This window comes from Brevundimonas sp. SGAir0440, from assembly GCF_005484585.1.
In the GTDB taxonomy this organism is placed as follows: Bacteria; Pseudomonadota; Alphaproteobacteria; order Caulobacterales; family Caulobacteraceae; genus Brevundimonas.
This window is the reverse complement of the sequence record NZ_CP039435.1, coordinates 242986-257909: the sequence shown is the minus strand read 5'-3', so window position 1 is coordinate 257909 and position 14924 is coordinate 242986. Positions and strand designations below refer to the sequence as shown.

The window sequence follows — 14924 nt, the reverse complement described above, 5'->3', positions numbered from 1 at the left end:
TACCTTTCAGTGGCCCAGGTGGACGGGGTCGTGGCGTTCCTCCAGCCCCTTGCCCACCACATCGCCAAAGCCCCATTCGGCGACGTCGGCGACATAGTCGCGCGGACTGAACAGGCGGCCGCGACAGACCTTCACGCGCGGCGCCGGCAGATCGATCTGGGCGGTCAGTCGCTGGACCAGCTCTTCCATCAGCCAGCGCGGAATCCGGTCGCGCTCAGTCGGATAGGCGAAGCGGAAGTTCAGCAGATGCGCCGCCAGCACCTCCCAATAGAGGTCCATCTGGTCCAGCAGGCTCTTCCAGTCGATCGCGTCGGACTGTTTCAGGATGACGTGGTTCACGTCGGCCCCGTCATAACGATAGCGGTCCTGGATGAAGACCTTGGACAGGATCAGGGCCGTGGGCGGGGTGATCTGGACCTGGTGGCCATAGACGGTGATCCGGTCCTCGCTGAACCAGCTGTCGGACACGGCGATGGTGCCGTTAGACATGGCGAAGATGACGTCGAAGAAGTGTTTCTCGTCCTTCCAGACCTTGGCGATCCAGCGCTCGTCCTCGACGTCGGTGCGATAGCCGTGCTTCTGGAAGAAGGCCAGGATGCGGGGGTAGTCGCCGGGCTTGCAGAAGACGTCCAGATCCTTGGTCGGACGACGGATGCCGGTGTAGGCCGTGACCGCATAGGTGCCCGACAGCAGGAAGGGGATGCCGCTTTCCTTCAGCAGGCGCAGGCTCTCTTCATAGAAGGCCAGGGCGTCCGCCGGCGGCTCAAAGGTCGGTTCGGCGATCACGTCTGACATCGGCTGGGCCCTTTGCTGGCAAGGGCGAGTAAACGGCGACGCTGAACGGCGGTTCCGCAATCCTACCTAGGTGGGCCGCTACGGGATCCTTAACCCCTGCGTGTCATCGTTACGTCATGGGACTGAAGTGGGTGAACGCAGAAGGCGGGCGCTGGCGGTTTTTCCGTCACGAGGCCGGCCGCGCGGCTGGGCCGTCGCCCTACGCCTACGTGGCGTTGTTCGCCCTGTGCCTGTCGGTCGCCCAGTGGAGCATGCACGCCTTCGGCGCCACGGTTCTGTGGCCGGCCAATGCGGTGCTTCTGGCCGCCGTTCTTCAGCTTCATCGTCGCCAGGCCATCGGCGTGATGATCGCTTGCGCGGCCATCAACCTGGCCAGCAACATCGTGCGCGGCGATCCCGGCGTGATGATGTTCACCAATGTCGCCCTGAACCTGACGCAGGTCTGCGTCGCGGCCGTGCTGGCGCGCCGTTTCTGCGGGGCCGCGCTGGATATGCGACGTCCTTGGCGTCTGTTCCGCTTCGCCGTCTTCGCCGCCGTGCCGGCGGTCTTGATCAGCACCCTGCTGGCGGGCGCGGTCGCGGTGCTGATGAGTTGGAAGGTGCCGGGCACCCTGGCGTTCCGGATGCACCACCTGTTCGACATGGAACTGCTGGCGATGATGATCGTCACGCCGTCCCTGTTGCTGCTGGCGCGCAATCACCGGTTCCGGGACGACGCCCAGGCCACGATGACCGAGGCGGTCGCCCTGCTGGTGCTGGTCAGCGGCGTCACGGTGTGGGTCTTCACCCAGTCGTCGGCGCCGGTGATGTTCGCGGTGCTTCCGCCGCTGATCCTTCTGGCCTTCCGTCTGGGTCCGCCGACCACCGCCTGCGCGGTGGTGCTGGTCGCGGCCATCGGCGGCGCCGCCACGCTGGGCGGGCATGGGCCGGTCGTGCTGACCCGCCTGCCGCCCGATCCGGTTCTGGCCGCCTTGCCCGAGGTTATGCGCCAGATGAATGTGTTTCATCTGTTCCTGCTGTGCGTCGTCGGGTCGGTCCTGCCCATCACCACCCTGTCGAGCGAGCGTCGGCGTCTGACGGCGCGGCTGAGGGCGCGCACGGCGGCGGCGCTGGACGCCCTGGCCCGGGCCAGGCGCGCCGACGAGGCGAAGTCGCGCTTTCTGGCCATGATGAGCCATGAGATGCGCACGCCCCTGACCGGGGTCACCGGCTATGCCGACCTGTTGTCGCGCTCGACCGGTCTGGACGCCGAGGGCCATCGCCAGGTCAATGCGGTGCGCCAGTGCGGCGAATCCATGCTGAGGTTGGTCGAGGACTTGCTGGAGATTTCGCGCGGGGGCGACGAGGTCGTGCTGAAGCCCGCCGATCTGCGCGCCCTGATCCAGGACGCCGTGGCGCCGGCGCGCGAGTGGGCCGAAATCCGCGGCCTGACGTTCGACCTGCACATCGCGCCGGACGCCGAAGGCTGGGTGCTGACCGACATGCGGCGTCTGCGTCAAATCCTGCATCACCTGACGCTGAACGCCTCGAAATTCACCTCTCACGGGGGCGTGGGCGTCACGGTCGATCGGAGCGGGGACCGGCTGCGCATCGCCGTGGCGGACACGGGCTGCGGCATGGACGCCGAGACCTTGGCGGGCGTGTTCCGCCTGTTCGAGCAGGCGGACGCCTCCACCAGCCGCGCCCACGAAGGGGCAGGCGTCGGCCTGGCCCTGGCCAAATGTCATGCCGAGCGGCTGAACGGCGCCATCGCCGTCGAAAGCGTGCAATGGCAGGGCTCGACCTTCACTTTGGAGATCGAGGCGCCGGTCGTGGTTCCGGTGGAGACGGAGAGCGGCGCGCCGCTGGACAGCCGTCGCATGAAGGTTCTGATCGTCGACGACCATCCCGCCAATCGCGATCTGCTGCGCATCATGCTGCAGGCCGCCGACTGCGATACCGCCGAGGCCTGCGATGGGCAGGAGGCGGTGAACGCCGCCTCGGCCGAGGCTTTCGACCTGATCCTAATGGATGTGCGCATGCCGGTGATGGATGGTTTGGCCGCCAGCCGTGCGATCCGCGCCCTGGCCGATCCCGCCAGCCGGACGCCGATCCTGGCCGTCACCGCCGAGGCCATGCCCGAAGACGCCGCCCGGTGCCTGTCCGCCGGTATGGACGGCCATCTGGCCAAGCCGGTGACCCAGGCCAAGCTCTACGCCGCCATCGACGAGACGCTTAGCGCGGCCGCAACTCGCTTGGACGCCCAAGCCGCCTGAGCAACCGGGCGCGTCTTCATCCCCAGGCCCGTCCCCAAGAATGTGCGGCACGGACACAACATCTAGCGGTCGCGATAAATTGTGATCGCAAAATAGACCTAATTCGACTTGGCGCCGGGGTCGTCGCATCGCATGGTGAATGCGTCTTCAGAATCGCCCTCAGGTCTAGTTCGATGAACGCCATCACTCCGATCATCCTCCCCGAGCGCGCCGGTCTTCTGACCCCGTCGGCCGCCTACAAGCCGTTCCGCTATCCGTGGGCGTTCGACATGTGGAAGAAGCAGCAGCAGGTCCACTGGATGCCCGAGGAGGTGCCGCTGGGCGAGGACGTCAAGGACTGGGCCTCGACCCTGAACGACGGCGAACGTAACCTGCTGACCCAGATCTTCCGCTTCTTCACCCAGGCGGACATCGAGGTTCAGGACAACTATATGGAACGCTACGGTCGGGTCTTCAAACCGACCGAGGTGAAGATGATGCTGGCCGCCTTCGGCAATATGGAGACGATCCACATCGCGGCCTACGCCCTGCTGCTCGAGACCATCGGCATGCCTGAGAGCGAGTTCGGCGCCTTCATGGAATACGAGGCCATGCGGGACAAGCACGACTACATGGGCCAGTTCGGGGTCGATTCAGACGCCGACATCTGCCGGACCCTGGCCATGTTCGGCGGCTTCTCGGAAGGCGTTCAGCTGTTCGCGTCCTTCGCCATGCTGATGAACTTTCCGCGCCAGAACAAGATGAAGGGCATGGGTCAGATCGTGTCCTGGTCGGTGCGCGACGAGAGCCTGCACTGCGAAGGCATCATCAAGCTGTACCACGCCTTCAACAAGGAGACGGGCGCCGTCACCAAGTCGGTCGCGGACGACATCGTCGACTGCTGCAAGACGGTGGTGAACATGGAGGACAAGTTCATCGACCTGGCCTTCGAGATGGGCTCGGTGAACGGCATGACGCCCGAGGACATCAAGCAGTACATCCGCTTCATCGCCGACTGGCGCCTGCGTCAGCTGAAACTGCCGGAAGTCTATGGGGTGACGGAAAACCCGCTGCCCTGGCTGCAGTCGCTGCTCAGCGGCGTCGAACACGCCAACTTCTTCGAGGCCCGCGCCACCGAATATTCTAAGGCGGCGACGCAAGGAAACTGGCACGGCGCCGACGGCGTCTGGAGCGAGTTCGACCGCATGATGGCGCGCCGCGACATGAGTATGGTCGCGGGCTGAACCCGCGACCAGGGGCGCGGCCTCAGACGGGGGCCGCGCCGATCTGTTTGAGGATGCCCAGCTCGTCGGAGCTGCCCCAACGTTCGACCATCTTGCCCTCCTCGAACCGGCCGATCTGCATCCCGCGAACCTCGATGGACTTGCCCGTAGCGGCTACGCCCTGGAAGTCGCCCTTGTGCGTGCCGGTCAGGGTGTAGGCGAAGGCCACCTGATCGCCTTCGCTGAGCATGGTCTGAGGTTCGACCTTCAGGTCGGGGAAGGCGGTCCGCATCTCGGTGAAGAAGGCCTTGAAGCCTTCGGGCCCCGGTCCCTGACCCGGTGCGGGATCGTTGTCGACGCAAGCCTCCGCCACGACCTCGGGAAAGGCGTCCAGAGCGCCTGTGTTGACGATCTCGCCGAAGCGTTTGGTTGCGGCGATATTGGCGGTGGCATCGGCCATGGAGGGTCTCTTTCGCTTGGGGTTCGATAGAGACAACCGCCCGATCCCTCTATGGTTTCAGCCGGCACGGTTTATTGCGCTGGCCGGATCCAGGCCGGTCGCGCGATGAGGCCTTGCGGAGGCCCGACCGGCATAGCCGCGCCTGTTCCTGCCAAGGGGCGTAGTCCCGATCATATTGCTCCGGGCTGGCGCGGTGTCGAGGGCGTCTGGGGCGCGTTCGATCGCATGATGGCGCGGCGCGACATGAGCCTGGCCGCGGGCTGACACATCTCCCATTTCGGGCGTAGGCTCTCTCGAAAGGGAGAGCACCCCATGAGCGAAGAGATCGTCTTCTACACCAACCCCATGTCGCGCGGACGCATCGTTCGCTGGATGCTGGAGGAGGCAGGCCAGCCCTATCGCACCGTCGTGGTCGATTATCCGGCGATGAAGTCGCCGGACTATCTGGCGATCAATCCGATGGGCAAGGTGCCGGCCATCGCCCATCGCGGCGTCGTCGTGACCGAATGCGCCGCCATCTGCGCCTATCTGGCCGACGCCTTTCCTGAAGCCGGCCTGGCGCCGGCGACGGACGATCCGCTGCGCGGCCTTTATTATCGCTGGATGTTCTTCGCCGCCGGACCGGTCGAGGCGGCGGTGACGGCCAAGTCGCTGGGTCAACTGCCGCCGCCCGAGAAGTCGGCCATGGTCGGCTACAGCTCGTTCGATCAGGTGATCGACGGGCTGGAACACGCGTTGGATCGCGGCCCGTGGATCCTCGGCGAACAGTTCAGCGCCGCCGAAGTCTATGTCGGCAGCCAGATCGCCTGGGGGCTGATGTTCAAGAGCCTGCCCGAACGGCCGGCGTTCAAGGCCTATTCCGAGCGAATCACGACACGACCGGCCGCTGTGCGCGCTCGCGAAATCGACGACGCCCTGATCGCCGAGGCGAAGGCCAAAGCGGACTGACGGCGTTTATTGCGCCGGTTCGACCCACGCTGGCCGGGCGGTGCAGGCGGGGCGGAAGCCCGTGCGGCATAGTCGCACCTGTTCCTGCCAGGCGGCGTAGGCTCGATCATATTTTTCTTGGGCCAAACGCGCCGTCTCGGCGGCGGCGCGGGCCTGTTCCTCGGCCTGGCTGACCTCGATCTGATGACGGGCCAGGGCGGCGTCGTAGTCCAGACGGTTGGCGGCGTCGGTCTTGTCGGCCAGGGCGTTTTGGGCGGCGATCTCGTCGTTGAGGGCGCGGGTGGTGCGCAGTTCCTCTTCGGTCTGCTGGGCGTCGCTGGCCCGGTGATAGGCCTCGCCCCGCGCCTTCAGCAGGGCGTCGCGGCTGGCGGGATCGGCCGGGTCGGGCAGGACGCGCTGATCGCGATAGGGGTCGGCGGCCGCCGGCGCCGTCGTCGTCTGGGCGGCGACGGGCGCGGTCAGGGCGGCGGCCAGCAGGGCGGCGGCGACGGCGGTGCGAATGATCATGACTGTCTCTCCCGAGGCCGAGGCGTTACCCGCAGCTTGGCCATTGTGATCCTGCTGCACAACGCCGCAGCGATGAAAAGGTGGCGAAAGGCTCGGCTTCGCGTCATGGTCGTCCTCTCCCGACCGCAGCCTATCCGAGAAGACCGATGATCCTGAGCACCGCGTCCGGCGACTTCCCCATTCCTGCGGATGTCGCGCGCCAGTTGCCGAACGTGCCGGCCCTGCCCGATACGACCGCCGCGGACGCCCGGCTCCAGATCGAGGACTTCCGCCATTGGCTGGACGCCTCGCCCGAGCACGCCATCGACTATGAGCGTCTGCGGCGCTGGCATCTGGTTCAGGAAGAACTCGCGGCCCAGGCCAAGGCGGAGAACCGGCCCTTCGTCGTGTCGGACGACGGTTTGGAATAGGGGGGTTCAGCCCGGCAGGCGCAGCTCGAACACGGCGCCCTTGCCGTCGGTCTCGACCAGCCGGAGATCGCCGCCGTGAAGGGCGGCCAGTTCGCGCGAGATGGTCAGGCCCAGGCCCGAACCGTCCGAGCTTTTTGAACTGACGAAGGGTTCGAACAGGCGTTCGGCCAGACGCGGCGGAATGCCGGGGCCGTCGTCGGCGATGCGCACGACGCAGAAGCCGTCCTGACCAAAGGCGCTGACGGTGATGGCGCCCTTGCCGCGCCGCTCGGGCGGGCGCGTCGGATCGGCCTCGATGGCCTGGCGGGCGTTGCGCATCAGATTGACCAGGATGCGATACAGCTGATCCGGGTCGGCTTCGACGGCGAACCGGGGCGGCAGCTGTTTGACCAGGCGCACGCCGTCGGGATCCAGCCCGGCGTCCTCGGCCGCCAGGGTCAGGGCCTTGGTCAGGACGACGCGGGTCTTCTGGGGCGCGGGCTCCTCGCTCTTGCCGTATTCCAGCACATTGCGCGACAGGCCGGCGGCGCGGCTGAGCGCGCGCTCCAGCCGGGGCAGGGCCTTGGCCACCTGAGGATCGGCGGAGGTCGCCAGCCGTTCGGACGCCATCTGGGCCGAGGTCAGCATGTTGCGCAGGTCGTGGTTGATCTTGGCCACCGCCTCGCCCAGCGCGACCAGACGGGCGCGAGAGCGCAGGGAATGGCGCACCTCCTCCTGCATCCGGCTGAGTTCGCGCTCGACGCGGCCGATCTCGTCGTGGCGGTCGGACGGCGCCTCGGCCTCGCTCTCGGGATCGGCGGCGAACCGCTCCATCGAGCGGGTGACGCGACGCAGCGGGCGCAGCACCAGAAGGGCCAGACCGCCATAAAGCAGGGCGCCCGCCGTCACCGACACCAGCAGGGAGACCAGCAGGCTGTTCAGCAGGAAGGCGCGCAGTTCCAGCTTCAGCGGCTGGGCGGGGGTGACGATCTCGATGAAGTCGCCGGAACGATAGCGCGGCTTGGCCTGAACCCGCAGCGAGCGGTCCGGATGGCCGAACAGGGTGCGCCACGGGTCGGTCAGGCGCGACCAGCTGTCCTGACGCCTCAGGTCGATCAGTTCGGGCGCGCGGGGCAGGTTGGGGGCCTGAAGCAGCAGGCGGCGCACCCCTTGCTCCGTCAGGGCCACCGCCTGAACCCCGCCGATCCGCATCAGCTCGGCGGCCGTGTCGTCCTCGACCGCGCTATAGGGCAGGGCCTCGACCCCGACCGAGGCTAGTTCGGCGGCCTGGAGCCGGTCGCGCAGCCAGCGCTCATGGAAGGCCGCCAGGTTCGGCCCCAGGATCAGGGCCTCGACCGCCAAAGTGAAGGCGACGGTCAGCAGCAGCAACCGCGCCGACAGACCGTCTGGCGCGCGCGGGGTCAGGCGTTCGCGCCAGAGACTGGCCTGGTCCGGCGTCAGGTTCAGCCGCGCCGCGATCCGGTCGAACAGGGCGCTCATGCCGCCGTCGCCCCGATCCGCCGGGCGCGGATCATCTGGAACAGCTTGATGCCGATGGGCAGCAGCAGGGACAGGAAGACCACGCCCATCAATGGCCAGAAGAACTGTTGCACCAGCATCGGCAGGTCCGGCCGCACGCCCGCGCGCAGCAGGTCGCCCAGCTGCGATCCGATCCAGGTGTAGATGAAGGTGGACGGCAGTAGGCCGATGAAGGTGGCGATGATGTAGGGCCTCAGCGGCACCGCCATCATCCCCGCCGTTGCGTTGACCAGGACGAAGGGAACGCTGGGGATCACGCGCAGGGTGAACAGGGTGGTGAAGGCGTTGCGGTCGATACCCTTGGCCAGCCGATCCATGAAACCGGCGTCGGCCTCGAACTTGGCGCGCAGCCAGGAACCGATCGAGGTGCGATAGACATAATAGATGACGACCGAACCGATGGTGGCCCCCGTCGACTGCGCCAGGGCGCCGACATAGGGGCCGAACATCATCCCGCCCAGCAGGGTCAGGAAGACGGGTCCGGGAATGGTCGAGGCGGTCGCCAGGGCGTAGACGGCGATGAAGGCCACCAGCGCGATCCACCAGTTTTGTTGCGCATAGGCCTGAAGGTTCAGCCCGTGCTCACGGATCAGATCCATCGACAGATAGCGGTTCCAGCCCAGGGCGAAGAAGGCGATCACCAGCCCGGCGATGGCCGCCAGCGGCGCCAGCCGCAGGGCCCATTCCTTCGCCGTTCGTTTCGCCATCCGTTTCATCGTCCCGAAATGCCGTCCGAGCGTTGACTCACGCGGACATGCGACTTATACGCCCGCCCTTCCTGCGGCGGACGCCTCTTGCCCCGTCGCCCAACCTTTTAACGTCAGGAGCCGACCGTGAAGCGGACCTATCAGCCGTCGCGACTCGTGCGCAAGCGCCGTCACGGCTTCCGCAGCCGGATGGCCACCAAGAACGGCCAGAAGATTGTTGCGCGCCGTCGCGCCAAGGGCCGCAAGCGCCTGACGGCGTAAGCGGCTTACGCGTCCGGATCTTTTGGACGCATGAGCGACCCTTTACAGATCAAGCGTCTGTTGCGGCGGCCCCAGTTCCTGGCGGCCGCCAAAGGCGTTTCCGAGGCGCGCGGCGCCGTGGTGATCCAGCGGCTGGAGCGCGGCGACGGTTCGCCGCACATCGGCCTGGGCTTCACCGCCACCAAGAAGATCGGCGGGGCGGTCCAGCGCAACCGCGCCAAACGCCGTCTGCGCGAGGCCGCACGGGCCATGCTGGCCCAGCACGGCGTGCCCGGAAGCGACTATGTCTTCATCGCCCGCATGGGCACGACCGAGCGTGCGTGGGACCGTCTGCTTGACGACGTGAAATCGACGCTTACAAGGCTGGCGACACCCAAGGCCAACAGGCCTTCGCACGCCCGCGCCCCCTCCGGCCAGGACCGCCAGAATCCATGAAAAACGAAAACACGCGCAACACGATCATCTTCATCGTGTGCTCGGTCCTGATCATGGGGATCTACTATTTCGCCGTGCTGCGTCCGCAGGCCGAGCGGCGCGCCGTGCAACAGCAGGCCCAGGCCGAGCAGTCGCAGACCGCCGATAACGCCGCGCGCACGGCGCTGAGCCCGCAGGGCCCGACCTTCGTCACCGACCGCAGCCAGGCGCTGAGCACCGCCGCACGGGTGCCGATCCAGTCCGGCACGCTGAAGGGGTCGCTGTCGCTTCAGGGCGGCCGGATCGACGACCTGTTCCTGACCGACTATCGCGAGGTTCAGGACAAGCCCCAGCCGGTGGAGCTGTTCCGCCCGCAGGGGATGCAGAACGCCTATTTCGCCCAGTTCGGCTGGACCGGCCCCAATGTCGCCGGCGGCGTGCCCGGACCCAATACCGTGTGGCGGCTGACCAATGGGTCGACCCTGACGCCGACGACGCCGGTCACCCTGACCTGGGACAACGGCCAGGGCCTGCGCTTCACCCGCGTGATCTCGGTCGACGACAAATACGTCTTCTCGGTGCAGGACACGGTTCAGAACCTGGGTACGCAGGCGATCACCATCGCCCCCTACGGCAGCGTCCAGCGCCAGGGCGTGCCGCCCGCAGCCGGCTCGTCGCATATCGTCCACGAGGGTGCGATCGGCACCTTCGGCAAGCCGGGTGACTACCGGACCGAGCAGAAGAAATACAAGGACTGGCTGAAGGAGCCGCGGATCGAAAACGCCTCGACCGGCGGCTGGCTGGGCATCACCGACAAATATTGGCTGGCGGCCCTGCTGCCCCAGCAGAACGAGGCGGTCGAAACCGAATTCCGCGTGCGCGACCTGAACGGCGCCCAGCAGCTGGAAGCCAATGTCCTGGGCACCACCCGCACCATCCAGCCCGGCGCCACCGCGACCGAGACCCAGCGCCTGTTCGCCGGGGTCAAGCGCGCCGAGGTGCTGAAATCCTATGAGCAGAGCCTGAACCTGCCGCGCTTCGTCTATGCGATCGACTGGGGCATGTTCTGGTTCCTGACGCGTCCGATCTTCTGGATTCTGGAGAACGTCTACGGCCTGGTCGGCAGCTTCGGCGTCGCCATTCTGGCCCTGACCGTCATCGTCAAGCTGGTGATGTTCCCGCTGGCCAACAACGCCTACGCCTCGATGTCCAAGATGCGGAACCTCCAGCCCAAGATGGAGGAGATCAAGAAGAAGTTCAAAGACGACCCGCAGAAGCAGCAGCAGGAGACGATGGCCCTGTATCAGCGCGAGAAGATCAATCCGGTCGCCGGATGCCTTCCGCTGTTGCTGCAGATCCCGGTCTTCTACGCCCTGTACAAGGTGCTGACCGTGACCATCGAAATGCGTCACCAGCCGTTCCTGGGCTTCATCCATGACCTGTCGGCGCGCGATCCGTCGTCGATCTGGAACCTGTTCGGCCTGATCCCGTGGGATCCGGCGATGGCGCCGCTGATCGGCGGCCTGTTGGCCGGCCCGCTGCACCTGGGTCTGCTGGCGATCGCCTATGGTCTGACGATGTGGCTGCAGACGGCGATGAACCCGCCGGCGGCCGATCCGGTCCAGCGCCAGATCTTCCAGTTCATGCCGCTGCTGTTCACCTTCATCATGGCGCCGTTCGCGGCGGGCCTGCTGATCTACTGGGCCTGGTCCAACATCCTGACCATCCTGCAGCAGTATGTGATCATGCACCGCTACAAGGCCGAGAACCCGATCGATGCGTTCTTCGCCCGGTTCAAGAAGTCGCCCGCGTGATCGACGAGACCGAGTTCACGCCCGAGGACATAGAGGCGGCGCGCGTCCTGTTCGCGCGGCCAGCGACCTTCGTCATGGGCGCGGCCAAGATCGAGCAGTTGCCCGACCTCGACCTGCCCGAGATCGCCTTCGCCGGGCGCTCGAACGTGGGCAAGTCCAGCCTGATCAACGGGCTGGTGGGCATGCACAAGCTGGCCCGCGCTTCGAATGAGCCGGGCCGCACGCGTGAGGTCAACTTCTTCGATCTGGACGGCCGGATGCGTCTGGTCGACCTGCCCGGCTATGGCTGGGCCAAGGCGTCCAAGACCACGGTCAAGAAGTTCCAGGATCTGGGCCGCGACTATCTGCGCGGCCGGGTGACGCTGAAGCGGGTCTATCTGCTGATCGACAGCCGCCATGGCCTGAAGTCGGTGGATACGGAGGCGCTGGATGCGCTCGATCTGGCCGCCGTCAGCTATCAGATCGTCCTGACCAAGGCCGACAAGCTGAAGAAGGGCGAGGGCGAGGCCGTGCAGGCCGCGACCCTCAAGGCCATCTCCAAACGCCCCGCCGCCTTCCCGGTGGTGGCTCTGACGTCGTCGGAAAAGGGGATCGGCCTGCCGGAACTGCGCGCCGAGATCATGCGTACGACGGGCGCGACTCTGGACTAGAGGCCCTCATCGTCGGGCCAGGGCCCGAGCATGACGGCAGAAAAGAAAAGGCCCGGAGATCGCTCTCCGGGCCTTCGTCGTTTTGGTCTGTCGTCGCCCTATTGGGCGGCGGGGGCCGCCGCGCGGACCTCGACAGGGATGCCCAGGGCGTCCAGTTGCGGCTTGACCACCGAGGCGTCGCCGACCACGACCCAGACGAACCGGGACGGGTCGATGGCGGCCTTGGCGGCGGCGTCCAGCTGGGCTGCGGTCAGGGCGTTGGTGCGCGCCGCGATGGTTTCCGGATAGTCGTCCGGACGGCCCAGCAGGGCGTTGGAGCGCATGGCGCCCAGGACGGCGGCCGAGGTCTCGTAGCTACCGGCCAGACGGCGGGTGTTGCCGTTGATCGTGCGTTGCAACTCCTCGGGCGTCACGCCCTTGCCGCCCGACAGGAAGTCGTTGAACTGCTGGTTCAGGGCTTCGATGGCCGGGCCGGTCTTGTCGGCCTGGACCGGGGCGGTGATCAGATAGGGCACGCGTCCGGCGAACGGATTGACCGAGGCGTTGACGCCGTAGGACCAGCTCTTGGTCTCACGCAGATCCGAGTTGATGCGCGACAGGAAGTCGTTGCCGAGCACATTGTTCGCCGCGTTCAACACCAACAGGTCGTCGGTGCCCGACAGGCCCAGAACCTCGCCGCCCATGATGTAGGACTGGGGCGATTGCGGACGGTCGATCAGCACGATCTTGGGCGTCGCGGCCGGGATCGGGGCCGAGAAGTCCTTGACGGCCTTGGCCGATGCGGGCGGCGCCCATTGACCGAAGGCGCTGTCCAGGATCGGCGTCAGCTCGGCCAGGGGCCGGTCGGAGACGATGAACAGCTTGGCGTTGTCCGGACGGATCCACTTGGCGTAGTCGGCGCGGATGTCGGCATCGGTGATCGCCTTGACGCTGGCCTCGTCGCCATTGCCGCTGAACGGACGGCCATAGGGGCTGTTGGGCCCATACATCAGTTCCGGCAGGGCGCGGCTGGCCAAGGCGGCCGGCTGGGTGCGCTCGGCGGCGATGCGCGACAGACGGGTGGCGCGCAGGCGCTCCAGCTCGGCCGGGGCGAAGGCAGGATTGCGCACAACCTCGGCCATCAGATCCACCGAAGGCTTCAGGTTCGGCGTCACCGCCGACAGCTGGACGACCGAACTGTCCATCGTCGCCCCAGTGGTGATGCTGGCGCCCAGGGCTTCCTGCGCCTCGGCCAACTGCGTGGCGTTCAGGGTGCGGGTGCCCTCGTCCATCAGGTCCAGCATCAGGGTCTGCAGACCCAGTTTGGACCGGTCGTCGGCGGCCAGACCGGCGTCGAAATCGAGCGCGATCTTCGTCGTCGGGGTGGCGTCGCGCTGGGCGTAGATCACCTCCATGCCGTTCGACAGGCGGGTGCGCTCGACGGCCGGGAAGTCGACGTTGGCGACCTGACCGATCTCGGGCCTGGGCATGCGCGGCTTGCGCTCGATTTCCGGGGCCGGGGTGCGGTTGGCGCCGGACGGCGCGGCGGCCGCCTCCTGATAGGCTTCACGCTGGCCGGGCAGGGTGGTCAGCGTATAGGCCGGACGGGTCAGCCACTTCTGCATCGCCGCCTTGACCTGGGCCGGCGTGACGGCGGCGTAGGCGGCCAGCTGCTTCTTGTAGAACTCAGGATCGCCGGCATAGAGCTGGCCTTCGGCGAGCGCCGTGGCCTTGCCGCCGAAGCCGCCGACCTGTTCCAGGCCCTGGATGCGGCGCGAGGCGTATTGGGTGACGACGCGGTTGATCTCGTCCTGCGTCGGGCCGTTCGCGATCAAGCCGTTCAGGATCTCGCGCATGCGCGCTTCGACGGCGGCGGGGTCTTCGCCCGGCTTGATCATGGCGCTCATCTCGAAGATGCCGACGCGGTGGAAGGCGCTGTTGCCGGCGCTGACTGAGACGGCGGTCTGCTCGCCGCGCACCAGTTCATTGTCCAGACGCGAGGAGGCCAAGCCGCCCAGCACGGAGGCGGCGACGCTGAGCGGCACCGAATCCGGGTCCAGCATGCCGGGCACGGCCCAACTGACCTCGACCTGGGCGTTCGAGACGCGGTCGTGGGTGGTTTCGCTGAGCGGGGCGGACAGGGTCGGGACCGGGGCCTGGGCGGGGTTGTTCACCGGACCCTTGGCGATCGGGCCGAAGTATTTGTCGGTCAGTTCACGCGCCTTGGCGGGGGTGATGTCGCCGGCCAGCACCAGAACGGCGTTGTTGGGGCCATAGTTGGAGGTGAACCAGTCGCGCACCGTCTGCATCGAGGCGGCGTCCAGATCGGCCATCGAGCCGATGGTCGAGTGGCGATAGGGGTGGCCTTCGGGGAACAGGGCCTCCAGCTGCTTGTACTGGTTCAGGCCGTAGGGCTGGTTGTCGCCCTGACGCTTTTCGTTCTGAACGACGCCGCGTTGCAGATCGAGCGTCTCCTGGCTGATGGCGCCCAGCATGTAGCCCATGCGGTCGCTTTCCATGAACAGGGCCTGTTCCAGCGCCGGGGTCGGGACCGTCTCGAAATAGTTGGTGCGGTCGAAATAGGTGGTCCCGTTCATGTCGGTCGCGCCCATGTTGCGCATCGGCGTGAAATAGCTGCCGGGCGCATTTTCCGAGCCGCCGAACATCAGGTGTTCGAACAGGTGGGCGAAGCCGGTCTTGCCAGCCGGCTCGTCCTTGGAGCCGACATTGTACCAGACGGAGACGGCGACGACGGGGGCCTTGTGATCCTCATGGACCAGAACGGTCAGACCGTTGTCGAGGGTGAACTTGGTGTAGGGGATGTCGACTTCGTTGATCAGCTGCGACACCGGCGCGGACTGAACAGCGGGCGCGGCGGCCTGGGCGGCGGGTGCGGCGGCCGCGGAGGCCCAGACGGGCGTTGAAACGGCCAGAAGGGCGGCGGCGGCGACGAGAGAGCCAGTGCGGCGCATGCGATATCCTCGGGATTGCAGTTGGAGGGGAC

General features: G+C 66.8%; 14 protein-coding genes. 8 read left to right on the top strand and 6 right to left on the bottom strand.

Translation table 11 applies throughout. The annotated features are described in order from the left end of the window. Positions 1-6: 6 nt before the first annotated feature. Positions 7-795 carry a nucleotidyltransferase family protein gene (locus E7T10_RS01185; protein WP_039246573.1) on the bottom strand — a complete coding sequence of 263 codons (789 nt, stop codon included), beginning with the start codon at positions 793-795 and terminating at the stop codon, positions 7-9. Between the two features lie 131 nt (positions 796-926). On the opposite strand from E7T10_RS01185, the gene E7T10_RS01180 reads away from it, so the two are divergent. After that, a complete protein-coding gene (locus E7T10_RS01180) occupies positions 927-3050 on the top strand; it encodes a response regulator (protein WP_246846071.1) in 2124 nt (707 codons plus the stop codon). 173 nt (positions 3051-3223) lie between these two features. Further along, positions 3224-4273 (top strand): ribonucleotide-diphosphate reductase subunit beta, encoded by a 1050-nt coding sequence (locus tag E7T10_RS01175; RefSeq protein WP_045810910.1) that lies wholly within the window; start codon positions 3224-3226, stop codon positions 4271-4273. 22 nt (positions 4274-4295) lie between these two features. Here E7T10_RS01175 and E7T10_RS01170 read toward each other — a convergent pair whose 3' ends face one another. Continuing rightward, entirely contained in the window at positions 4296-4712 is a 417-nt protein-coding gene (locus E7T10_RS01170) for an ester cyclase (RefSeq protein ID WP_055809387.1), read from the bottom strand. A 312-nt stretch (positions 4713-5024) separates the two neighbouring features. On the opposite strand from E7T10_RS01170, the gene E7T10_RS01165 reads away from it, so the two are divergent. Next, positions 5025-5660: a glutathione S-transferase family protein gene (locus tag E7T10_RS01165; protein ID WP_137720383.1), complete on the top strand. Its 636-nt coding sequence runs from the start codon at positions 5025-5027 to the stop codon at positions 5658-5660. Between the two features lie 6 nt (positions 5661-5666). Here E7T10_RS01165 and E7T10_RS01160 read toward each other — a convergent pair whose 3' ends face one another. Beyond that, entirely contained in the window at positions 5667-6167 is a 501-nt protein-coding gene (locus tag E7T10_RS01160; protein ID WP_137720382.1) for a hypothetical protein, read from the bottom strand. A 146-nt stretch (positions 6168-6313) separates the two neighbouring features. On the opposite strand from E7T10_RS01160, the gene E7T10_RS01155 reads away from it, so the two are divergent. Beyond that, positions 6314-6577 (top strand): hypothetical protein, encoded by a 264-nt coding sequence (locus E7T10_RS01155; protein WP_039246564.1) that lies wholly within the window; start codon positions 6314-6316, stop codon positions 6575-6577. A gap of 6 nt (positions 6578-6583) precedes the next feature. Here E7T10_RS01155 and E7T10_RS01150 read toward each other — a convergent pair whose 3' ends face one another. Beyond that, entirely contained in the window at positions 6584-8056 is a 1473-nt protein-coding gene (locus tag E7T10_RS01150) for a sensor histidine kinase (RefSeq protein ID WP_137720381.1), read from the bottom strand. Next, entirely contained in the window at positions 8053-8802 is a 750-nt protein-coding gene (locus E7T10_RS01145; RefSeq protein ID WP_137720380.1) for a TVP38/TMEM64 family protein, read from the bottom strand. Before E7T10_RS01145 ends, E7T10_RS01150 begins: the two co-directional genes overlap by 4 nt. Before the next feature lie 126 nt (positions 8803-8928). On the opposite strand from E7T10_RS01145, the gene rpmH reads away from it, so the two are divergent. The 4 genes from rpmH to yihA are packed head-to-tail and all read left to right on the top strand — an operon-like array spanning position 8929 to position 11941. After that, positions 8929-9063, top strand: a complete 135-nt coding sequence (gene rpmH / locus E7T10_RS01140) for a 50S ribosomal protein L34 (protein WP_003164000.1) — start codon at positions 8929-8931, stop codon at positions 9061-9063. A gap of 30 nt (positions 9064-9093) precedes the next feature. Next, a complete protein-coding gene (gene rnpA / locus E7T10_RS01135; protein ID WP_137720379.1) occupies positions 9094-9498 on the top strand; it encodes a ribonuclease P protein component in 405 nt (134 codons plus the stop codon). Continuing rightward, positions 9495-11291, top strand: coding sequence for a membrane protein insertase YidC (yidC, locus tag E7T10_RS01130; RefSeq protein ID WP_039246554.1), 1797 nt, complete (start codon positions 9495-9497; stop codon positions 11289-11291). The genes rnpA and yidC overlap by 4 nt, the downstream gene beginning before the upstream one ends. After that, on the top strand, positions 11288-11941 hold the full coding sequence (gene yihA / locus E7T10_RS01125; protein WP_137720378.1) for a ribosome biogenesis GTP-binding protein YihA/YsxC: 654 nt from the start codon (positions 11288-11290) through the stop codon (positions 11939-11941). The genes yidC and yihA overlap by 4 nt, the downstream gene beginning before the upstream one ends. Before the next feature lie 98 nt (positions 11942-12039). On the opposite strand, the gene E7T10_RS01120 is transcribed toward yihA, so the two are convergent. After that, positions 12040-14892, bottom strand: coding sequence for a pitrilysin family protein (locus E7T10_RS01120; RefSeq protein WP_137720377.1), 2853 nt, complete (start codon positions 14890-14892; stop codon positions 12040-12042). Positions 14893-14924: the final 32 nt, after the last annotated feature.

Excerpts from the sequence above, each read along its gene's own strand:
- E7T10_RS01185 (WP_039246573.1), bottom strand. The coding sequence starts at position 795 with ATGTCAGACGTGATCGCCGAACCGACCTTTGAGCCGCCGGCGGACGCC.
- E7T10_RS01170 (WP_055809387.1), bottom strand. The coding sequence starts at position 4,712 with ATGGCCGATGCCACCGCCAATATCGCCGCAACCAAACGCTTCGGCGAG.
- E7T10_RS01145 (WP_137720380.1), bottom strand. The coding sequence starts at position 8,802 with ATGGCGAAACGAACGGCGAAGGAATGGGCCCTGCGGCTGGCGCCGCTG.
- E7T10_RS01175 (WP_045810910.1), top strand. The coding sequence starts at position 3,224 with ATGAACGCCATCACTCCGATCATCCTCCCCGAGCGCGCCGGTCTTCTG.
- E7T10_RS01165 (WP_137720383.1), top strand. The coding sequence starts at position 5,025 with ATGAGCGAAGAGATCGTCTTCTACACCAACCCCATGTCGCGCGGACGC.
- E7T10_RS01155 (WP_039246564.1), top strand. The coding sequence starts at position 6,314 with ATGATCCTGAGCACCGCGTCCGGCGACTTCCCCATTCCTGCGGATGTC.
- E7T10_RS01160 (WP_137720382.1), bottom strand. The coding sequence starts at position 6,167 with ATGATCATTCGCACCGCCGTCGCCGCCGCCCTGCTGGCCGCCGCCCTG.
- yidC (WP_039246554.1), top strand. The coding sequence starts at position 9,495 with ATGAAAAACGAAAACACGCGCAACACGATCATCTTCATCGTGTGCTCG.
- rnpA (WP_137720379.1), top strand. The coding sequence starts at position 9,094 with ATGAGCGACCCTTTACAGATCAAGCGTCTGTTGCGGCGGCCCCAGTTC.
- E7T10_RS01120 (WP_137720377.1), bottom strand. The coding sequence starts at position 14,892 with ATGCGCCGCACTGGCTCTCTCGTCGCCGCCGCCGCCCTTCTGGCCGTT.
- E7T10_RS01150 (WP_137720381.1), bottom strand. The coding sequence starts at position 8,056 with ATGAGCGCCCTGTTCGACCGGATCGCGGCGCGGCTGAACCTGACGCCG.